A 20216-nucleotide genomic window follows, 5' to 3' on the forward strand; every position below is an offset into this window, starting at 1 on the left:
TGGGCCAGCCGGTCGAGGTACTCCGCGCGAGACACCTCCGAGACCCCCAGCGATGCCAAGTGCGGGGTCTGCCACTGCGTGTCGAGGAGGCGGTCCCGACCGTCGTCGAGCAGGCGCACCAGGCCGATCAGCGCGACCTTCGAGGCATCGGTCTCGTGGTGGAACATGGACTCGCCGGCGAACAGGCCGCCCATGGCCACGCCGTACAACCCGCCCACCAGGCGACCGTTCCGCCAGGTCTCGACCGAGTGCACCCAGCCGAGCTCGTGGAGCCGGAGGTACGCCGCGCGGATCTGGCCGTCGATCCAGCCCGACGGCCGGCGCGGGTCGGCACACGCGTCGACCACCTCGGCGCACGCCGTGTCGACCCGGATCTCGAACCGGCGGGCCGACCTGGCCAGCGAGTGGGAGACGTGGAGGTCGCGCGGTCGCATCACGCCGCGGCGTACCGGGCTGAACCACGCCATCGGCGCCCGCCGTCCTCCACCGACCGGCATCGGGAAGATGCCCGCGCGGTACGCCGCCAGCAGCGTCCCCGGCTCGAGGTCGGCGCCGGTGGCGACCAGGTCGTCGTCGTGGTGGAAGCGCGCGGGCGCCGGGAACTCCCAGATGCTCGGGGGCGGGTCGACCGGCACGCCTCCACGGTAGGGGTTGAAACGTAGGATCGTTTCATGGCGGCCGGCACGAGCACCCGTGGGACGAGCCGTCAGCCCGCCCGGCTGACGGAGCTCGCGCCCGGTCTCACCGCGGCGTTCGTGCGTGAGGCGTTGCACCGGGCGATCTACGGCATCGGCCCGCTTCCACCCGCCTCATCGGCCGCCGACAAGCAGCTCCAGGAGCAGCACGGGAACGTCGACCGGGCCATCCACGAGATCATCGAGAACCACGTGCGGTACGCCGGAGCGCAGGGCTTCCTGACCAACCTCGGCGGCCTCGCGACGATGGCGTTCACCGTGCCCGCCAACATCTCCGGGCTGGCCCTGGTCGAGTGCCGGATGGTCGCCGGCATCGCCCATCTGCGGGGCTACGACCTCGCCGACCCGCGCGTGCGCAACTCCGTTCTGGTCTGCATGCTCGGTGACGAGTCGGTGCGCGACCTGGTGCAGCGCCAGAAGCTGCCGGCGCCGCCGATGGCCATGGCCACCGCACCGGCCCACGACCCCTCACTCGACGTGATGATCTCGGCGGTGGTCGCCGCCGACCTGGTCGCCAAGGTGGCCGGCAAGAGGCTCGCCGGCACGTCCGGACGTCGCATCCCGCTGGTGGGTGGACTGGTCGGCATGGGCGTCGACGGCTACGCGACGTGGAGGGTCGGCCGCTACGCCGATCGCGAGCTCCTGCCCCTCGCTCGTCGGTAGGCCTTCATCATCAGGCGACCCGTGTTGCCCGTCTCGAGCCGACGGACGAGCTTCTCGCGCCATCGGTACGTCGGCCTCAGGTACGCCTTCTCCAGCTGACGCTGGGTGTCGCGCAGCTCGGCCTCGGCCTGACCGAGCTCGCGCTGCAACCGGGCATGGTCCAGCAGGACGGTCTTGAGCGCGTCGACCGCGGCACCGGACACGAGCGCCTCGTCGGGGTGGTCGGGGTCGGTGTAGTCGCGCGCGGGCGGGGCGCCGCGCAGGTCGTCGAGGTCGCCGATCACGTCGTACCCACGGGCGCGGATCTCCGCGATCCACGCCTCCTCGAGCTCGCTCGCCCACGGGTGCACGTCCGGCGGGAGGGCGAGCCGCGGCGTCCTGGTACGGCGCGACAGGGTCTGGTGGGCGACCAGCTCGCGGACCAGGGGTCGGTAGAAGACGGGATCGAGCTCCTCGTTGGCCGCGCGGTTGATGCGGCGGATCAGCGTGGTCTCGGCCGCGCCGAGCGACGGGTTGACCCGCTCACCGTCGAGCTGGAGGTCGATGCCGTCGAGACCGAACGCCTCGACGAACCGCTTCCAGAGCAGGTCGGGCGAACCACCGGAGGGCGGGACGGTGACGACGTGTACGTGCTCGGACGGCAGGTCGCGGCCCCAGCGGTCCAGGATGTCGGGGATCTCCTGGACGCCCCAGAACCACGTGGGGATGCGGCCCTCGCGGCGTGGGTCCTGGATCCGGTCGATGAACGCGCGGTACGACAGCGCCGCGCGGTGCTTGACGTTCTCCTGCCACTCGGCGGGGATCTGGCGCACGAGGTCGCGGACGGAGAGGACGAGGTGGATCTCGGTGTCGCGGTCATGGCCGAGGCTCTCGAGGGCGCGGCCGATCTGGACGCGGGAGGCGGTGGCCAGGATCTCGTGGCTGATGATCGAGTCGCCGTGCGCGCGGCGTACCGAGGCGGCGAGCGTGTCCCAGGTGCCGATGGCCTGCGCCTCGAGCCCTCCCCACGGCATCCGCATCAGGTCGAGCGCGGCCAGGAAGTGCGCGTCGAACCGGTCGGCCGGGTAGTGGAAGCCGTGGCGATGAAGCATCCGGCGGTTGTGGTACAGCACGTGCTGGAGGTACGACGTGCCGGTCTTGGGGGTGCCGACGTGGAGGTAGACCTTCTTGGTCACGTCACCTCCCGCTCCGCCAGCGAGGTCCCGATCGGGGGACCGAGCAACACCCTCATCGCCAGCGCGAGAACCCTCTCGTCGTCCGGCGCCCGCGCCCCGACCCGGTGGAAGGGCTCGGGAAGAGTGCCGTGGACAGCGTAGTCACCGGCGGCGAGCCGGCGACGGAGGTCGGTGGTGCGCTCGCGCAACCACCGGTCGTAGCGCCCCGGCACCAGCAGCGGCGGGCCGGGGTGCGCGGCGAGCACAGGTCTGAGGCGGTGCCACATCAGCGCGGTCCGGCGCTCGGGGGTGACGAGGGTGCCGACCACGGGGGCGGTACGGCGCGCGAGCTCGACCGCGTCGGCCGAGAGCGGCTTCGGCATCGACAGCCTGCGGCGGGTGAGCAGCCGGGTCGCCCGACGCGGGTCGTCGAGGACCACGTGCACCCGACCGACCCCGACCCGGGGGACCCAGGCCGCGGCGCGCGCCGCCAGATCGATGCGGGCGGGCAGGGCGGGTCTGCTCAGCTCGGCGCGTAGCCAGTCCGGCCACGGCCGTACGCCGGCACCCAGCGAGCGGGCGGTCCACAGGTGGACGAGCATCGACTCGAGATCGCTGCCGGCGACCACGACGGTGGCGCGTCGACCTCCGGGTGGCCGACCGTCGGCGACCAGAGCGTCGCGCAGGGGGTTGGCGACCTCGGGGTCGCCGAGCGTCCGGTACCGCCGTCGCAGCAGGCGGGGCGTGCGGGGTTCCAGCGGGTCGCCGGCGGCGACGACGTCCTCGGCGATCAGGGCGGTGGCGACCCGGACCAGCTCGTCGTCCGGCAGGTCCGCGGGGTCGACGGGCGGCGGGCCGAAGCCCGACTCCGGCAGGACACCCACCAACCCGAGGTCGGGGCGGCCGCGGCCGGGCGCGCTGGTGCCGAGCACCCGCTCGGCGAGCTCCGGGGACGGCAGGCCGATCCGGTTGAAGCGGCGGAGCAGCTCGAGCTGCTGCGCGCCGGGCAGGTAGCGGCCGAACTGGTCGTCGGCGCCCGCGGCCGAGGACCACGCCGCCCACGGCGTCGTACCGCCATCGCGGAGGTGGGCGACCCAGCCCCAGGCGCGGGCCTCGTGGGCGCGCTGATCCGGTTGGGACGAGTCGGGCGTCGTACGACTCACCGCCGGTAGGCCTCTCGGGCGCGGCGGAGGCGAGCGAGCATCGAGGCGTCGGGGTCCGGGCGCGAGGCCGCCTCCTCGGTCATCGCGGCGAGGGCGTCGAGTGCGGCGGCGAGCTGGGCCTTGTTGGAGACGCGGTCTGGATGCTGGAACTTCTGACCCTCGGGCGGCGGCTCGGGAAGGAGCTCGGCCGCGTCGCCGACCACGTCGACACCACTCTGCTCCAGCCACTCGACCCAGGCCTCGCCGCGCTCGCGGGCCCAGTCGTAGAACTTCGGCGGCAGCAGGATCGGCGGGGAGTCGCTCCCACCGAGCGACTCGTCGGCGAGCATGCCGAGGATCAGCGCGTCGTACCCGGGATTGTTGCGGGTGCTGCGGCCGATCCGCTCGTTGAGGGCCCGCAGCACCTGGGTCTCGGCGCTGCCGAGGGAGGCGTTGGTGCGCTCGCTGTCCTCGGGCGCCCACTCGGGGTCGATCTCGAAGGCGCGGCAGAAGCGGCTCCAGAGCAGGTCGGGGTCGGCGGTCAGCGCCTCCGCCTGCGGGACCGTGACGACGTGGATCTGCGCCGGCGGAAGCCCGTTGCCCCAGGTGGTCAGCACGCGGGGGAGGTCGAAGGCCCGGGCGAACCAGGGGCGGCCGCTGCGGATGCGCGAGAGGTAGCGGCCGAACTTCCAGCGGCGGCCCTGCTTGACGCTCTCCTGCCAGCCGGCCGGCGCCTGGCGGGCGAGGTCGCGGGCGGAGTAGACGATGTGGATCTCGCTGTCGGCCAGGTCGGTCTTGAGTCGGGCCACGTGCTCGGGGGCGGCCGGGGCGAGGATCTCGTGGCTGATGATCGAGGCGCCGGACGCGCGCCGTACCCGGCGGACCATGGCGTCCCACGAGCCCTCGGCGTGCCCCGGCGTCCCTCCCCAGTCCTGGTCCATCAGGTCGAGCGCGGCCCGGAAGTGGAACATCCCGGAGCTCATCAGCGGCGCCCGCGTGGGGAGATGGACGTCGTGGGCCGCCAGGCTCTTGACGTTGTTCCCGAGCCGGTCCTGGAGGTACGTCGTACCGGTCTTGGGCGCGCCCACGTGCACGTACACCCTCCGGCTCATGACCGGATTCTGTCAGCCGGCGAACGCGCGAACCACGGCGGAGGGGCTGGGACGGCCGAGGTGGGTGGCCAGCCAGGTGGAGGTCTCGACGAGGGCGGTGAGGTCGACGCCGTGCTCGATGCCGAGGCCGCTGAGCAGCCAGGCCAGGTCCTCGGTGGCGAGGTTGCCGGTCGCGCTCTTGGCATAGGGGCACCCGCCGAGGCCGCCGGCGCTCGAGTCGAACGTCGTGACGCCGGCGCGCAGCCCCGCCTGGACGTTGGACAGCGCCTGGCCATAGGTGTCGTGGAAGTGCAGGGCCAGGTCGTCAACCCGCATCCCGGCCGCCGCGAACGCGTCGACCATGGCGGCGACGTGGCCCGCCGTACCCACCCCGATCGTGTCGCCGAGGCTGAGCTGGCCGGCGCCGAGGTCGAGCAGTCGCTGCCCGACGGAGACGACCTGCTCGATCGGGACCGCCCCTTCCCACGGGTCGCCGAAGCACATCGAGACGTAGGCCCGGACGTCGAGGCCCGCGTCGCGGGCCCGGCGTACCACGGGCTCGAACATCGCGAACTGCTCGTCGAGGGACCGGTTGAGGTTCTTCTGCGCGAACGTCTCGGTGGCGCTGCCGAAGATCGCGACGTGTCGGCACCCGTGCTCCAGGGCGCGGTCCAGCCCACGCTCGTTGGGGACCAGCACCGGGAGGTCGCGGCCCTCATCACCGAGCAACCGCATCAGGTCCTCGGCGTCCGCGAGCTGCGGCACCCACCGTGGATGCACGAACGACGTCGCCTCCACGACTGGCAACCCGGCAGTCAGCAGACGCCGGATCAGCTCGGCCTTCACGTCGGTCGGCACCAGCTCGGACTCGTTCTGGAGACCGTCGCGCGGCCCGACCTCGTAGATCGTCACGCGCTCGGGCAGTCCCTCGGCCGGGACGGTCATCGGCAGATCGGTCACTCCGCGTCTCCTTCGCGCTCCACGACGAACAGCGTCGCGCCCAGAGCGACCCCCTGACCGGCATCCGCCTCGACGGCAGTCACGGTGCCGCCGAACGGCGCCTTCAGCGACAGCTCCATCTTCATCGCCTCCATGGTGCCGAGAACCTGACCCTCCTCGACCTGATCTCCGGCACCGACCCGCACCTCGAGCACGGTCCCGGGCATCGCCGCGACGATCGTGCCGTCGCCGACGGCGACATGATCGGCCAGCCGGTCGGGTCCGGTCAGCACGAACCGCTGGCCCTGGTAGCTGACCTCGACGATGTCCGGCTGGACGTTCACGACGCCGCGAACACGGTGGCCGTCGATCTCGAGCTCCAGCACATGGTTCTCGCCGTACAGCTGACGGACGGGTACGCCGTCCACGGTCCCGACCGCTCGGTCGACGAGGACGTCGCGATCGAGCTCGACCAAGGTCGGCGCCGACGGTCCGCCCAACCGGAAGCCGTCGGCCTGGAACGGATGGCCGGTGTCGAACGCCGCCAGCATCGCCGCGACCCAGGCCGCCATGACGCGCGGGATGTCGGCGTCCGGCGCCGGCACCTCGTGGTGGTCGAGCCACGCGGTGTCGATGGTCGCGTCGCGGAACTCGTCGCTCGCCGCGAGGGTCCGCAGGAACCCGGCGTTCGTCGTGAGCCCGAGGATCGCGGTCTCGTCGAGGGCGGCGACCAGCGCCCGGCGGGCGGTCTCGCGATCGGCACCGGACGCGATCACCTTGCCCAGCATCGGGTCGTACGCCGTGCTCACCACCTGGTTGCTCTCGAGTGCCTGGTCGACGCGCACCGAGTCGCTCCAGCGAACCAGCGACGTAGTGCCCGCCTGCGGCAGGAAGCCGGCGAAGGAGTCCTCGGCATACACCCGTGCCTCGATCGCGTGCCCCTGGAGCGAGACGTCGTCCTGGGTGAACGACAGCGTCTCACTAGCGGCGACCCTCAACTGCTGCTCGACCAGGTCGAGCGGGGCGCCGGCGACCCGCACCACCGACTCGGTCACGGGGTGCTCGACCTGGAGCCGGGTGTTCATCTCCAAGAAGTAGAAGTCGCCGGTGGCGTTGTCGAGCAGGAACTCCACGGTGCCGGCGTTCGTGTACCCGACCTGCCGGGCGAGGTCGACGGCGGCACCGGTGATCTGGTCACGAAGCTCGGGGATGATCGTGGGTGCGGGCGCCTCCTCGAGCACCTTCTGGTGACGCCGCTGCGTCGAGCAGTCGCGCTCGTAGAGGTGCACGACGTTCCCGTGGCCGTCGCCGAGCACCTGCACCTCGACGTGCCGCCCGGACTCGACGTACTTCTCGACCAGCATCGCGTCGTCGCCGAACGCGCTCGCCGCCTCGCGCTTCGCGGCGGCCAGCGCCTCGGCGTACTCGCCGGCGGACCGCACCGTGCGCATCCCCTTTCCCCCGCCGCCGGCGGCCGCCTTGACCAGCACCGGGTAGGCAAATCCGTGGGGGTCCTCGCCCGCGTCGTACGACGGCACCACCGGCACGCCGGCCTTGACCGCGATCTCGCGGGCGTGGTCCTTGCGGCCCATCGCGTCCATCACGTCGGCGCTCGGTCCGACCAGCCGGAGGCCCGCCTCCTCGATGGTGCGCGCGAACGCCGCGCGCTCCGACAGGAAGCCGTATCCCGGGTGGATCGCGTCGGCACCCGCCTCCTGGGCAGCGGCCACGACGCCGTCGACGTAGAGGTAGGACGGGACCCAGAGCGCCTCGTCGGCCGCGCGGGTGTGCGGCGCATCGGCGTCCAGATCGGTATGGATCGCGACGGTCCGGATGCCCAGGCGACGACAGGTGCGGAACACCCGGAGCGCGATCTCGCCCCGGTTGGCGACCAGCAGGGTGTGGAGGATCATCGCCTACATCCTGAAGACGCCGTACGACGGCGCCGGCACCGGGGCATGGGAGGCGGCGACCAGGCCCATGCCCAGCACCCGCCGCGTGTCCGCGGGGTCGATGACGCCGTCGTCCCAGAGCCGCGCGGTCGAGTAGTACGGCGAACCCTGGTGCTCGTAGGAGCTGAGGATCGGCGCCTTGAAGGCCTCCTCGTCCGCGGCCGACCACTCCTCGCCGCGCGCCTCGAACCCGTCGCGCCGGACCGTGGCGAGCACCGCCGCCGCCTGCTCGCCGCCCATCACCGAGATGCGGGCGTTGGGCCACATCCACAGGAAGCGCGGGTCGTAGGCGCGGCCGCACATGCCGTAGTTGCCGGCGCCGAACGAGCCGCCGATGACGACGGTGAACTTCGGGACGACGCTGCACGCGACGGCGGTCACCAGCTTCGCGCCGTCCTTGGCGATCCCGCCGTTCTCGTACTCGCGGCCGACCATGAAGCCGGTGATGTTCTGAAGGAACACCAGCGGGATGCCGCGCTGGTTGCACAGCTCGATGAAGTGCGCGCCCTTGAGCGCCGACTCGCTGAACAGGATCCCGTTGTTGGCGACGATGCCGACCTCCCGACCCCAGATCCGCGCGAAGGCGCAGACCAGGGTCTCGCCGTACAGCTTCTTGAACTCGTGGAACCGGCTACCGTCGACGACCCGCCGGATCACCTCGCGCACGTCGTACGGCGTGCGCGTGTCGGCGGGCACCACGTCGTACAGCGACTCCGGTGCCTCATGGGGCTCCTCGACCGCCTCGATCGGTGGTTGAGGCAGGCGCTCCGCGCCTGTCTCGAAACCACCGTGCCGGGGCAGCGTGTCCACGATCGACCGCACGATCGCCAGCGCATGCGCGTCGTCATCGGCCAGGTGGTCGACGACACCGGACGTGCGCGCGTGCACGTCACCACCGCCCAGCTCCTCGGCGGTCACGACCTCACCGGTCGCGGCCTTCACCAGCGGGGGGCCGCCCAGGAAGATCGTGCCCTGGTTGCGCACGATCACCGACTCGTCACTCATCGCCGGGACGTACGCGCCGCCGGCCGTGCACGAGCCCATCACGCTCGCGATCTGCGGGATGCCCTGCGCGGACAGGTTCGCCTGGTTGAAGAAGATCCGGCCGAAGTGCTCGCGGTCGGGGAACACCTCGTCCTGCATCGGCAGGAACGCGCCGCCCGAGTCGACGAGGTAGACGCACGGAAGCCGGTTCTCCAGCGCGACGGTCTGGGCGCGCAGGTGCTTCTTGACCGTGAGCGGGTAGTAGGTGCCCCCCTTGACCGTCGCGTCGTTGGCGACGACCACGCACTCCCGACCCTGGATGCGTCCGATGCCGGTGACGATCGAGGCGCTGGGGACGGCGTAGGCGTCGTCGGCCGACGCGCCGTACATCCCGAACGCCGCCAGCGGGCTCAGCTCGAGGAACGGGCTGCCGGGGTCGAGCAGCCGGTCGATGCGATCGCGCACCAGGAGCTTGCCGCGGTCGGTGTGCTTCTTCCGCGCCGACTCGCTGCCGCCCCGGCGTACGACGGCCAGATGGTCCCGGAGCTCGTCGACCAGCTCGCGCAGCTCACTCACTCGTCTAGGTTAGCGATCATTAACCGGGCGTGCCAGCGCTGAGGGACAGCCCCCCCGGCTGGGACACCACCGAGGGATCTGTTCGAGGCACGCGCGTCTTGGGTGCGAGCACCGGACTCGCGCTGGTGGGGCGTAGTCATTCCGCACTGCCGCTGTTCGGCTTACGCACAGCCGCTTGGGGACAACTAGTGTCGCGACATGAGCGCGACGGGTGAGCCGGTGCCGTTCGAGGTCTACCAGGCCGGTGTGTACCTGCACGGCACGAAGGCGGACCTCGCGGTCGGCGCGATGCTGGTGCCCGGCCGCGAGTCGAACTTCGAAGACGGACGCGTGATGAACCACGTCTACTTCACCGCGACCCTCGACGCCGCTGTCTGGGGCGCCGAGCTCGCTGCGGGCCAGGGCCGCGCGCGCGTCTACATCGTCGAGCCGACCGGTGAGTTCGAGGACGACCCCAATGTCACTGACAAGAAGTACCCCGGGAATCCGACGCAGTCCTTCCGCAGCCGCGAGCCGGCGCGCGTGGTCGGCGAGCTGGCCGACTGGGTCGGCCACTCGCCCGAGAAGCTGCAAGCCATGCGGGACGGACTACATGCGTTGAAACGGCAGGGGGCAGCCCGGATCGAAGACTGACCACGAGAACAGCGCGTGATGCGAGGCCTCGCTGTCAGGTACGCCGTCGGCAGCGAACGATGAGGAACCGCGGTACCTCGGTGGTCGCCTCACCGAGCTCCTCGAGTGCGAACCCGGCACCCATCGTGGCATTGAGGTACGTCGACAGCATCCGGTGGTTGGCCCCGACTCGACCACGTACCCCGGCGCCCTCCGTCGTCCACCACCCCTCGGCCGCGTACCCGCCATCCGGGGGCCAGCTGGACAGCTGATCCGAGGCTCCGTCGCGGAGGCCCGGGAAGCACGGATGGAGCAGCGAATAGCTGAACCAGCCACCGGGGTGGAGCACCCGGGCCGCGGTGGACAGAGCCGCGTCGAGATCGTCGATGTCCATCAGCGCCATGTTGCACACGACACCGTTGAACGGCTCGCCGTCCCACCACTCCGTGGTGGTCACATCGCCCACCAGATAGCGGATCCCCAGCGGCTCATCCGCCTCCCGGTCTGCGGCGTACTCCAGCATCTTCGCCGAGAGATCCACCGCGGTGACCGACGCACCCCGATGGGCCAGGACGCGGCTGAGCTCGCCGAGTCCGCACCCCATGTCCAGGACGCGCTGACCCGACACATCACCCGGCAGGAAGGGACGCGCGTCGACCGCCCAGTCACGGGCGAAACCGACGTACCAGTCAGCGGCGCTGTCATAGCGCGCCTCACGAACGGCCATACCGAGATGCTAGGCCGCCTCAGGGCCACAGCTCCGCGGTCGGAAGGCTGGTGGTCAGCACCTTGCTGCCATGCCAGTGCCCGAAAGAAGGCCGGGGCAGGTAGCTCCGGCGGAGGAAGAACGCCCGGTCGATCGCGGTGACGGTCAAGGTCGCCCCGTCGTCGGTGCCGACCGGCACCCGGCGGACCGAGATCGAGGCGACGTCGCGGGCGGTCGTGCCCCGCGGCAGCTCGATCGTGGTCGCGGCCGGGCCGTCGCGGTTGATGGTCCAGAACGCGATGTCGTGGTTCGACGTGTACGTCGTGGAGCTGCCCTTCAGCCGGACGTCCACCGCCAGGCCCATCCCGCCGGCCGAGGCCGGAGGAGTCGTGTGGTGGGTGACCGCGATGTAGAGGTAGCTGCGCTGATCGCCGACCGCCGGCGTCGACGGCCTCGAGGGCGACTCGATCTTGTGCTCGCGACGCATCTCCTGAGCCATCACCCGGTAGGTCCAGGGGTGGATGTCCATCTCGTGCTCCCGCGGTTGGTCGGCCGGAAGCACCTTGCGCGTGGAGAGGGCGAAGCGCATCGGATCCTTGACCTGTTGCAACGCGCGCAGCTCCTTCGAGTCGCACACGTTGTTGTTGGACGTGCAGGTCTGGAGCAGGGGATGAGTGGCGTCGTACGCGCCGCGGAACTTCAGGGCCCCGTGGGCGGGCGCCTGGAACACCCCCGTTCCGGGGACACGGCGGCCCTTGGCGTTCACCTCGACCCGATAGACCCACTCGATGTCGGTGGTGCGTCCCCACTGCGCCATCAGCGCCGGTGTGCTCGTGCCGCCGTCCTCGTTGCTCCACATGACGGAGTACTCGATCACCGAGTGGCCGGGCCTGGCCGCGGGCAGCACCTGATGCCAGGCGACCAGCGGGGTGTCCGTGCGGTTGTTCTGAAAGCGGCCGCCGAACCCCGGAACGTTGCGGCCGTAGAGCACCGGCGCGTACCGCGCTGCGGCGTAGGCCGGGCTGCCGCGTCGCACCGTCTTGAAACCGATGTCCCGGAGCTTGGCGACTCCGGCCCTGCTCCGCGAGCGCTGGGCGGCGTAGTGCAACCGCAGCGTGTGCCGGCCCGCGCGCAGCGCGCCGAGGGCGAACTGCCGGGTCAACCGGGCCGAGGACATGATCACGATGTCCGTCGCGTAGCGGCCGTCGACGTACGCCGACACCACGGCCGACTCGTTCGTGCGTTTCGCCCACGACACGCCCCGGGCGGAGACGGTGACGTTGAGGAAGACCTCGCCCGCGCGACCACGGTGGAACCTGATCATCTTGTCCGGCCCGCCGCGGTGCACGGTCACCGACCGGGTGTGGTGGGCGGTGCGTTCCGGATGGCCGGCCGACGCCGGCGGGACGACGACCGTGGCGGCGGCGGCGGTGAGTGCGACGGCCGCGACGACGACCGCGCCGCGACGACCAACGGAGTTGAGGACGGATCGCAGGTCGGTCACCAGAGCATCATCGCCCGCCCGGCCGACGGTGGCGACCGTCGGCCGCGTTAACGACCGCTAACCTGGCCGAGTGACCCGGCGCGACCAGATCCTCGAGACGGCGGCCGAGCTGTTCGCCGCCAAGGGGTTCCACGGGGTCTCGGTCGGCGAGATCGGCAAGGCGTGCGGGATCTCGGGGCCGGCGCTGTACAAGCACTTCGAGTCCAAGGACGCCGTGCTGGCCGCGATGCTCGTCGGCATCAGCGAACGACTGCTCGAGGAGGGCCGGGCCCGAGTGGAGAGTGCGTCCTCCCCTCACGATGCCCTCGAGTCGCTGGTCGCCTGGCACACCGACTTCGCGCTCCGCCACCGCTCGCTGATCGTCGTCCAGGACCGCGACTGGCAGTCACTGCCGCCGAGCGCCCGAGAACGCGTGCGCCAGCTCCAGCGTGAGTACGTCGACATCTGGGCCGCCCAGCTCCGACGCCTGCACCGCGGGCTGCACACCGACCGCGCCCGGGCGATGGCCCACGCGGCGTTCGGGCTGATCAACTCCACCCCCCACAGCGGCCTGATCCCGGACGAGGCGATGCGGGGCGTGCTGCAACGGATGGCGATGGGCGCTCTGGTCGGCAGCTGAACCACGTCGATGCGCTGCTGCCGCGACGTACCGTGACCACCCGAGCCGGACCAGGAGCGTGTCAGTACACATGAGGATCGGTGCTCGACAGCTGGCAGCGGGGGTCGTGTGGACGGCCGTCGCGGCCGCCGCCCTGACCACCGCCACCGCGGGCACGACGCAGGCCCTGGGCACGTCGTCGACAGGTCGACCCGGCCACCGGTTCGGCGATCGCGAACAACGAGGACGGGCACCTGTCCCGCTGGGACCTCGACACCGGGCAGCTCACCGAGCAGATCCGGCTCAACAAGCCACGCGGACAGGCCTATACCGAGACCGTGATCGGCGCCGACGGCACGTCGTACGCGATCGAGAACGCGCTCCTGTACGCCGTCGGCGGCTGAGCGAGTCTCAGAGCAGGTGGCCGATCTCGGCCGCCGGGTCGTCGGCGAGGGCCACCACCCGAGCGGCCCGCACCGCGGCGTCCATCGCCAGCGCCAGGTCGTCCGACAGCGGGTCCGGCTCGTCGGCCGGAACGGCGGCGAGCTCGGCCTGGAGGTCGTCGGGTGTGATGCCGCGGAGCCGGAGCAGCACCCACGGGTCGCCGTCGACCAGCCAGGCGACCTGGAGCATCACCGCGAGGGCGTGGACGCACGGGTCGACCCACGCACCGCACGGGCAGGCCGAGCCGAGCTCACCGCCGTAGGGCAGGAGCTCGGCCCCGGCCTCCTCGGACTGCTCGACCAGACGGTGCGGCAGCTCGCCGGCCATCAGCGCGGGGAGGTGCCCGGACTCCCCGGCGACCACCTCGACGAACGCCCGCCGGCTGACCGGGTCGAGCCCGGGGACCGTCGCGCTGACCGGCCAGACGTCGGCGCGGTCGTGGACCTGCGCCACGACGGTCCCCGCGTCGACGGTGATGGCGCCGATGGCGCCGCTGCGCGAGAGCGTCCGCGCGGCGTGCAGGTCGGAGTCGGCGTACGACGCCTCCTCGACCGCGCGGACCCAGGCACGACCCCACCAGGTCGCGGCCCGCGACGTCGACCGTCGCGGCGGGATGCGCGAGAACGTGACCGCGGAGGTCGCCCGCGTGCTCACGGCATCCTCCGCAGCGACACCAGGTCGAGCAGCTCGTCGTTGCTGAGCTCGGTCAGCGCGGTCTCGCCGTGGGCGAGCACGGAGTCGGCCAGCGAGCGCTTCCGGCGCAGCAGCTCGGCGACCCGCTCCTCGACCGTGCCCTGGGTGATCATCCGATGGACCTGCACCGGCCGGGTCTGGCCGATCCGGTGGGCGCGGTCGGTCGCCTGGTCCTCGACCGCGGGGTTCCACCAGCGGTCCACGTGGACGACATGGTCGGCACGGGTGAGGTTGAGCCCGGTGCCACCCGCCTTCAGCGAGAGCAGGAACACCGGCGCCTCGCCGGCCTGGAACGCCGCGACCATCGCATCGCGCCGGCGGACCGGGGTGCCGCCGTGCAGGAACTGGTGGGGTACGCCGCCGCGGGTCAGGTGGTCCTCGAGCAGCCTGGCCATCGCGACGTACTGGGTGAAGACCAGCACCGAGGTCTCCTCGGCGAGCACCGTGCCGACCAGCTCGTCGAGCAGGTCGAGCTTCTCCGACCGACCGCCGAGACGCCCGCCGGACTGCTTGAGGAAGTGGGCCGGGTGGTTGCAGATCTGCTTGAGGCCGGTGAGCAGCTTCAGCACCAGGCCGCGTCGCGTCTCCTCGTCGGCGCGCTCGATGCGCGCCATCGTGTCGCGGACGAACGACTCGTAGAGGACGACCTGCTCGCGGGACAGCCCGAGGAGGTGGTCGGTCTCGGTCTTCGCCGGCAGCTCGGGCGCGATGCCGGGGTCGGTCTTGCGACGACGCAGCAGGAACGGCCCGATCAGCCCGGCGAACTGCCGCGCCTTGGTCGGCTCGTGACCGGACTCGATCGGCCCGGCCCAGACCTTGCGGAACGCCTGCCGGCTGCCGAGCAGCCCGGGCGTGGCCCAGTCGAGGATCGCCCAGAGCTCGGTCAGGTTGTTCTCGACCGGAGTGCCGGTGAGAGCCACGCGTGCAGACGACGGGATCGAGCGCAAGGCACGGGCCGTCGCGGATCTGGCGTTCTTCACGTGCTGCGTCTCGTCGGCGACCACCATCCCCCAGACGACCTGCGTCAGCGTCGGGGCGTCGCGGCGGAGCGTGCCGTACGTCGTGAGCACGAAGCCGGGGTCGGGTCGTAGGTCGGTCGGGGTCAGGTCGTCCAGCGACCGCTGCCCGCCGTGGAACCGGCGTACGTCGACGCCGGGCGCGAACCGTCGGATCTCGGCCTCCCAGTTGCCCAGCAGCGAGGCCGGGCACACCACCAGGGTCGGACCCGGGCGGTGTGTGGCGCGATGGAGGTGCAGCGCGATCAGGGTGACGGTCTTGCCCAGGCCCATGTCGTCGGCCAGGCAGGCGCCGAGGCCGAGCGAGGTGAGCCGGTCGAGCCAGGTGAAGCCCTGGCGCTGGTAGTCGCGCAGGGTCGCAGCCAGTCCCGGCGGTGACGGCAGTGGCGGCGCGGTCGCGGCACCCAGGAGCTGCTCGCGGACCTGGAGGAGGCTGGCGCCGACGACGACCTCGGCCGGTGCGTCCTCGACCTCGACCACGCCCGTGAGCGCGGCGGCCACCGCCTGGGCCGCCGGCACCGTGCGGATCAGGCGCTTGCGGGCCTTCCGCGCGATCGCGGGGTCGACCACCGTCCAACCGCCGCGCAGCTTCAGCATCGGGGAGGTCGCCCGCGCGAGCTGGTCCATCTCCTGCTCGGTCAGGGCGTCTCCCCGCAACGAGACCTGCCAGTTGAAGGCGAACAGCACATCGCCGCTGAGCACGCCCTCGACCAGCTGGGCCTCGCGCTTCCCGGGTGCGCGGTCGAGGGTGGCGGTCGCACTCAGGTCGCGGCCGAGGCTGCGCGGCCAGAGCACGTCGACGCTCACCGCGCGCAACGCCGCGACGCCGTCCTCGAGCAGACTGACCAGGTCGTCGCTGTCGAGGGTGATCTCGTCGGGGACACGCTGCTCGAGGAGGCGCTCCACAGGTGGCCAGGCGGCGGCCGCCTCGCGCAGCGCCAGCGTCGTGTGGGTGCGGGCCCGGTCGCCGAACCCGTGCACGGACGGATGGTCGTGCCACAGGCTCGCGGCGTCGCGCACGTGCAGCGGGTCGCGTTCGTCGTGCACCTGGAGCACCAGACGGCACGCCCCGGCGACCAGCTCCTCCTCGTCGGCCTCGACCCGGAGCGAGAGCGTCACCAGCTGCGGCAGGTCGGACCGGGCGCCACGATGGCGCGCGACCAGATCCTGGAGACGTCGGGCGAACGCCTCGTCCGGCACCCGCGGTCGGGCAGGGGTCGGCGCGGCTCGGCGCAGGTCGGTCGCCGGCCGGGTGCGCGGCATCGCGTCCACCACGGCGTCGACGACGCGGCGTACGACGGCCTCCGCGGCCTCCGGGCTCAGCCCGGTGTGGGCGCGCGACTCGGCCAGTCGCCGGATGCGCTCGGCGTCGTCGGCGTCGAGCGCGGACAGCCGCCACCCGCCGTCGCCCGGCTCGAACTTCCCGGCCGCGACGAACCGCATGCCGAGCAGCGACGCCGCGGCGAGCAGCGCGACGGACGGGTGGGCGTCGTCGGCCGTGCGAGCCTTGGCCAGCACGGGCAGCGCCGCCCTGATCGGGAGCGTGATCGTCCGGCGGTCATCGGTGAACTCCACGGAGCCGTCGCGCGGCGCCCCGCCGGCGTGCAGGACCGCCGGCCCGGTCAGGGGCACGAAGCTCACCGACACCTCCACCCCCGGAATCAACTCGGCCGCGACGTCGTTGTCGACCGTAGCCGCACCCGCGGACAAAACTGTGGCGAAGTGTTGCAAGAACTCTTTCGAAAGATTACTTTCGACGCATGTCGACCAAGAAGGGGGCGCGCCGTGACGACACGACGCAAGGGACAGGCCAGGCGGCGGGCGAAGCGTCGCTCGAAGTCGCAGAGCAGCAGCCCGACCACCCACAGCAAGGACCGTCGTTCCGACGACTGAGCGATCCCCGCGAGCTCGCGGCGCTCGCCCACCCGGTACGGCTCGGGATCATGGAGCTGCTCACCGTCGACGGGCCGCTGACGGCCACCGAGCTCGCTGACCGGCTCGACGAGACGCCCGCGAACTGCTCCTGGCACCTGCGCAAGCTCGCCGACCACTCCTTCGTGGAGGAGGCCGGCGGCGGGATCGGGCGGCAACGGCCGTGGCGGGTCCGCCAGGTGGGCCTGGCGTGGGACGACACGGACGCCACGCCCGGCGAGCTGCGCGCGGGTCGCGCCCTCGAGGACATGCTCCTGCAGCGCCAGGTCGCCAGGTTCCAACAGGCGCGTGCTCAGCTGGTCGACGACGGGGAGCGCGAGTGGGCCGAGGCCTCGAGCCTCAGCCAGCACGCCAGCTGGCTGACCCCTGACGAGCTCGACGAGATCAACGGCGAGATCCTGTCCGTCCTCGAGCGGTACGCCGATCGGTTGACCGACACCGCCCTCCGCCCTCCGGGCTCACGGTTGTGCGAGTTCGTCGCGTGGGGCGCGCCCCTGCTCCTGCCCGGACTCGAGGAGACACCCGCGGTCACGGCAGGGGCTGACGCCTCGTGAGGCAGGCCTTCCGCCAGCCCGGCTTCACCCGCCTGTACGCCGGGCTCACGGCGTCGATGTTCGGCGACTCCGTGATGCTGCTGGTGCTGTCGATCTGGGTCAAGACGATCACCGGCTCCAACGCCCAGGCGGGACTCACCTTCTTCTTCATGGCGATCCCCGCACTGCTCGCGCCGCTGCTCGGCGTCGGTATCGACCGGGTCCGCCGCAAGCCGTTGCTCGTCCGGGCGCACGTCGCGGTCGGCGTGCTCGTGCTGCCGCTGGTGTTCGTGCGGGGGGCTGGCCAGGTCTGGATCATCTGGTCGGTCGCCGCGGTCTACGGCTTCGCGTTCATCGCCCTGCCGGCCGCGCTCAACGGCCTGCTCAAGGAGCTGATGCCCGAGGAGATGCTGGTCGACGCGAACGCCTCGCTGCAGACCACCAAGGAGTCGTTCCGCCTCTTCGGTCCACTGCTGGGGGCACTGTTGTTCACCTGGCTCGGCGGGTGGGCTATTGCGGTGCTCGACGCGGCCTCGTTCTTCGTCGCCGCCCTCGTGATCTCCACCCTCGAGGTCCGCGAGGAGGCACCCGAGCCCGAGCAGACGCACTTCTGGACCCAGATGACGGCCGGGTTCCGCCATCTGGCTCGCGAGCACGTCCTGCGACACGTGCTGATCGGCTTCGCGTTGTGCATCCTGGTGATCGGGTTCACCGAGTCGTCGATCTATGCGCTGCTCGACGCCTTCCACCGGCCCGCGACGTTCGTCTCGGTGATCGTCTCGGTGCAAGGGGTGGGCTCCGTCGCCGGCGGCCTGTCCTCGAGCGCGGTCGTCAAGCGGATCGGTGAGGTCGGCGCATGTGTGGCGGGCCTGGCCGTGCTCGTGGTCGGCATCCTGGTCATGGCCTGGACCCACAGCATGGTCGTCGTGTGTCTCAGCGCCGCGCTGTTCGGCGCCTCGATCCCGATCATCACCGTGGCTCTGATGACGCTGATCCAGCGTCGCACGCCCCAAGCGATCATGGGCCGCGTCTCCACGGCTGTGGAGGTCGTCATGACGACGCCGCAGGCCATCTCCCTGGCCATCGGTGCGCTGTTGGTCGTCGTCCTCAGCTACCGCCAGATATTCGTGATCATGGGCGTGGTGACCGCGCTGGCCGCGGCGTACATCGCCGTGGTGCTGCGCCGCCAGATCGCCGACGACGTACGCCGTCCACCTGCCGGCGGAACCGTGATCCGGACCGGCCCCGCGGCCCGAGGTGTCACATCCATGGAACGCCGCTCGTCATCAGTAAGGGAACATCGTGTCGCCACGCGTCGTTCGCAAAGGGTTAGCCGGTTGTCGGCGGCAGTCCCTAGTCTCGAGGGGCACGCACATCACAGGGGAGTCCACGCATGAGCACTGAGATCGAGAGCGGGACCGGCGGCGCGGCCACCGCTCCCAACCACAACGGCGGGAAGCTCGACGGCCGCGTGATGATCGTGGCGGGGGTCGTGGTCCTCGGCGCCATCATGTCGATTCTGGACATCACCGTCGTCGCAGTCGCGCAACGCACGTTCCAGGAGACGTTCGACAAGACCCAGGCGCAGGTCGCGTGGACGGCGACGGCGTACACGCTCGCGCTGGCCATGGTCATCCCGCTGACGGGCTGGGCCGCCGACCGGTTCGGCACCAAGCGCCTCTACATCCTGGCGATCGCGCTCTTCACGGCCGGCTCGGCGCTGTGTGCGACTGCCACCAGCCTCGAGATGCTGGTGATCTTCCGGGTCCTGCAGGGCCTCGGTGGCGGCATGCTGATGCCGCTCGGCATGACGATCCTGACCCGCGCCGCTGGGCCGGAGCGGCTCGGCCGGGTGATGGCGATCCTCGGCGTCCCGATGCTGCTGGGTCCGATCTTCGGCCCGATCCTCGGTGGTTGGCTGATCGACATCGCCTCGTGGCACTGGATCTTCCTGATCAACGTCCCGATCGGCATCGTCGCGGTCACCTACGCCTGGTTCGTGCTCGATCGTGACGAGGTCCACCCGTCGGAGAGCTTCGACTTCGTGGGCATGCTGCTGCTGTCGCCCGGACTCGCTCTGTTCCTGTACGGCGTGAGCTCGATCCCGGCCGCGAAGCAGGAGCACGGCACCATGTACACCGGCAAGGTCGTCATTCCGACGATCGTCGGGCTCGTGCTGGTCGCCGCGTTCATCCCGTGGGCGCTCCGCAAGCGCAACATCCACCCGCTGGTCCAGCTGCGCCTGTTCACCAACCGCTACATGACCGTCGCCGTGATCACGATGACCCTGTTCGCGATGGCGTTCTTCGGTGCCTCGCTGCTGTTCACCCTCTACTTCCAGCAGGTGCGCGGCGAGACACCGCTGGCGTCCGGCTGGCTGGTGGCCCCGCAGGGCTTCGGCGCGATGGTGACCATGCCGATCGCAGGATTCCTGGCCGACAAGATCGGGCCCGGCAAGGTGGTGCTGACCGGCATCGTGCTCGACACCATCGGGATGGGGATGCTGATCGGGATCGGTGCCACGACGCCCTACTCCTACATCATCACCGCGTTCGTGATCATGGGTCTGGGCATGGGCTCGACGATGATGCCGGTGTTCACGGCCGCGTTGGCGAGCCTGAAGGACCACGACATCGCGCGCGGCTCCACCCTGATGAACATCACCCAGCAGATCGCGATCTCGATGGGTACCGCGATGTTCTCGGTACTCCTGACGAACGCCTACAACGCCCACGAGAAGGTCGTGCTGCCGACGCTGGCCCTGCAGAACGGCGCCAGTCCGGTGTCGCTCGGCCTGTCGGAGGCACAGGCCAAGGTCGTGCAGGTGGCTGGTCTGCACTTCATGGGCCAGTCGTTCGGCGACGTGTTCCTGGTTGCCACCGTGCTGGTCGGTCTCTGCCTGGTGCCGGCGTTCTTCCTCCCGCGCAAGCCGCCGGAGCATCACACCGAGGAGGCCACTCAAGCCGCCATGATGGGCTGATC

At 71.2% G+C, this 20216-nt stretch carries 17 protein-coding genes; 6 read left to right on the forward strand and 11 right to left on the reverse strand.

Annotated elements, in window-relative coordinates:
* A partial coding sequence (gene aat / locus VGJ24_RS15725) for a leucyl/phenylalanyl-tRNA--protein transferase (RefSeq protein ID WP_331501579.1) occupies positions 1 to 635 on the reverse strand: 635 nt, incomplete at its 3' end.
* Positions 636 to 671: 36 nt separating this feature from the next.
* Between aat and VGJ24_RS15730 the strand changes: the two genes are divergently transcribed.
* Positions 672 to 1358 carry an EcsC family protein gene (locus VGJ24_RS15730; protein WP_331501580.1) on the forward strand — a complete coding sequence of 229 codons (687 nt, stop codon included), beginning with the start codon at positions 672 to 674 and terminating at the stop codon, positions 1356 to 1358.
* Here the strand turns inward: VGJ24_RS15730 and VGJ24_RS15735 are convergent.
* The 6 genes from VGJ24_RS15735 to VGJ24_RS15760 are packed head-to-tail and all read right to left on the reverse strand — an operon-like array spanning position 1319 to position 9196.
* Positions 1319 to 2533, reverse strand: coding sequence for a hypothetical protein (locus VGJ24_RS15735; RefSeq protein ID WP_331501581.1), 1215 nt, complete (start codon positions 2531 to 2533; stop codon positions 1319 to 1321). The genes VGJ24_RS15730 and VGJ24_RS15735 overlap by 40 nt on opposite strands.
* Complete coding sequence (locus VGJ24_RS15740; protein WP_331501582.1) at positions 2530 to 3675, reverse strand: hypothetical protein; 1146 nt, start codon at positions 3673 to 3675, stop codon at positions 2530 to 2532. The genes VGJ24_RS15735 and VGJ24_RS15740 overlap by 4 nt, the downstream gene beginning before the upstream one ends.
* Positions 3672 to 4766 (reverse strand): hypothetical protein, encoded by a 1095-nt coding sequence (locus tag VGJ24_RS15745; RefSeq protein WP_331501583.1) that lies wholly within the window; start codon positions 4764 to 4766, stop codon positions 3672 to 3674. The genes VGJ24_RS15740 and VGJ24_RS15745 overlap by 4 nt, the downstream gene beginning before the upstream one ends.
* Positions 4767 to 4778: 12 nt before the next feature.
* Entirely contained in the window at positions 4779 to 5690 is a 912-nt protein-coding gene (locus tag VGJ24_RS15750) for a hydroxymethylglutaryl-CoA lyase (protein WP_331501618.1), read from the reverse strand.
* 11 nt (positions 5691 to 5701) lie between these two features.
* A complete protein-coding gene (locus VGJ24_RS15755) occupies positions 5702 to 7597 on the reverse strand; it encodes an acetyl/propionyl/methylcrotonyl-CoA carboxylase subunit alpha (RefSeq protein ID WP_331501584.1) in 1896 nt (631 codons plus the stop codon).
* A gap of 3 nt (positions 7598 to 7600) precedes the next feature.
* The gene (locus VGJ24_RS15760; protein WP_331501585.1) at positions 7601 to 9196 is read right to left on the reverse strand and encodes a carboxyl transferase domain-containing protein; all 1596 of its coding nucleotides are present in this window, start codon (positions 9194 to 9196) and stop codon (positions 7601 to 7603) included.
* 198 nt (positions 9197 to 9394) lie between these two features.
* On the opposite strand from VGJ24_RS15760, the gene arr reads away from it, so the two are divergent.
* Complete coding sequence (gene arr, locus VGJ24_RS15765; protein ID WP_331501586.1) at positions 9395 to 9829, forward strand: NAD(+)--rifampin ADP-ribosyltransferase; 435 nt, start codon at positions 9395 to 9397, stop codon at positions 9827 to 9829.
* A gap of 34 nt (positions 9830 to 9863) precedes the next feature.
* Here the strand turns inward: arr and VGJ24_RS15770 are convergent, their stop codons facing one another.
* Both VGJ24_RS15770 and VGJ24_RS15775 read right to left on the reverse strand, forming a co-directional pair.
* A complete protein-coding gene (locus VGJ24_RS15770) occupies positions 9864 to 10535 on the reverse strand; it encodes a class I SAM-dependent methyltransferase (protein WP_331501587.1) in 672 nt (223 codons plus the stop codon).
* Positions 10536 to 10554: 19 nt separating this feature from the next.
* Entirely contained in the window at positions 10555 to 12018 is a 1464-nt protein-coding gene (locus tag VGJ24_RS15775; RefSeq protein WP_331501588.1) for a hypothetical protein, read from the reverse strand.
* Between the two features lie 70 nt (positions 12019 to 12088).
* On the opposite strand from VGJ24_RS15775, the gene VGJ24_RS15780 reads away from it, so the two are divergent.
* Positions 12089 to 12637 carry a TetR/AcrR family transcriptional regulator gene (locus VGJ24_RS15780; protein ID WP_331501589.1) on the forward strand — a complete coding sequence of 183 codons (549 nt, stop codon included), beginning with the start codon at positions 12089 to 12091 and terminating at the stop codon, positions 12635 to 12637.
* Between the two features lie 390 nt (positions 12638 to 13027).
* Here the strand turns inward: VGJ24_RS15780 and VGJ24_RS15785 are convergent, their stop codons facing one another.
* Both VGJ24_RS15785 and VGJ24_RS15790 read right to left on the reverse strand, forming a co-directional pair.
* Complete coding sequence (locus VGJ24_RS15785; RefSeq protein WP_331501590.1) at positions 13028 to 13714, reverse strand: hypothetical protein; 687 nt, start codon at positions 13712 to 13714, stop codon at positions 13028 to 13030.
* Entirely contained in the window at positions 13711 to 16410 is a 2700-nt protein-coding gene (locus VGJ24_RS15790) for a DEAD/DEAH box helicase (protein ID WP_331501591.1), read from the reverse strand. The genes VGJ24_RS15785 and VGJ24_RS15790 overlap by 4 nt, the downstream gene beginning before the upstream one ends.
* Before the next feature lie 119 nt (positions 16411 to 16529).
* On the opposite strand from VGJ24_RS15790, the gene VGJ24_RS15795 reads away from it, so the two are divergent.
* Genes VGJ24_RS15795 through VGJ24_RS15805 form a run of 3 tightly spaced genes read left to right on the forward strand, consistent with a single transcriptional unit; the run spans position 16530 to position 20214 of the window.
* Positions 16530 to 17255: a helix-turn-helix domain-containing protein gene (locus VGJ24_RS15795; protein ID WP_331501592.1), complete on the forward strand. Its 726-nt coding sequence runs from the start codon at positions 16530 to 16532 to the stop codon at positions 17253 to 17255.
* Positions 17252 to 18631, forward strand: a complete 1380-nt coding sequence (locus VGJ24_RS15800) for an MFS transporter (RefSeq protein WP_331501593.1) — start codon at positions 17252 to 17254, stop codon at positions 18629 to 18631. The genes VGJ24_RS15795 and VGJ24_RS15800 overlap by 4 nt, the downstream gene beginning before the upstream one ends.
* The gene (locus VGJ24_RS15805; protein WP_331501594.1) at positions 18628 to 20214 is read left to right on the forward strand and encodes a DHA2 family efflux MFS transporter permease subunit; all 1587 of its coding nucleotides are present in this window, start codon (positions 18628 to 18630) and stop codon (positions 20212 to 20214) included. The genes VGJ24_RS15800 and VGJ24_RS15805 overlap by 4 nt, the downstream gene beginning before the upstream one ends.
* The last annotated feature ends 2 nt before the right edge of the window (positions 20215 to 20216 follow it).

It is taken from the genome of Nocardioides sp. (assembly GCF_036493135.1).
Taxonomy (GTDB): domain Bacteria; phylum Actinomycetota; class Actinomycetes; order Propionibacteriales; family Nocardioidaceae; genus Nocardioides.

What these genes read in the sequence shown, in the direction of transcription:
- VGJ24_RS15770 (WP_331501587.1), bottom strand. Translation starts at nt 10,535, where the DNA reads ATGGCCGTTCGTGAGGCGCGCTATGACAGCGCCGCTGACTGGTACGTC.
- VGJ24_RS15755 (WP_331501584.1), bottom strand. Translation starts at nt 7,597, where the DNA reads ATGATCCTCCACACCCTGCTGGTCGCCAACCGGGGCGAGATCGCGCTC.
- VGJ24_RS15745 (WP_331501583.1), bottom strand. Translation starts at nt 4,766, where the DNA reads ATGAGCCGGAGGGTGTACGTGCACGTGGGCGCGCCCAAGACCGGTACG.
- VGJ24_RS15730 (WP_331501580.1), top strand. Translation starts at nt 672, where the DNA reads ATGGCGGCCGGCACGAGCACCCGTGGGACGAGCCGTCAGCCCGCCCGG.
- VGJ24_RS15795 (WP_331501592.1), top strand. Translation starts at nt 16,530, where the DNA reads ATGTCGACCAAGAAGGGGGCGCGCCGTGACGACACGACGCAAGGGACA.
- VGJ24_RS15750 (WP_331501618.1), bottom strand. Translation starts at nt 5,690, where the DNA reads ATGACCGTCCCGGCCGAGGGACTGCCCGAGCGCGTGACGATCTACGAG.
- arr (WP_331501586.1), top strand. Translation starts at nt 9,395, where the DNA reads ATGAGCGCGACGGGTGAGCCGGTGCCGTTCGAGGTCTACCAGGCCGGT.
- VGJ24_RS15805 (WP_331501594.1), top strand. Translation starts at nt 18,628, where the DNA reads ATGAGCACTGAGATCGAGAGCGGGACCGGCGGCGCGGCCACCGCTCCC.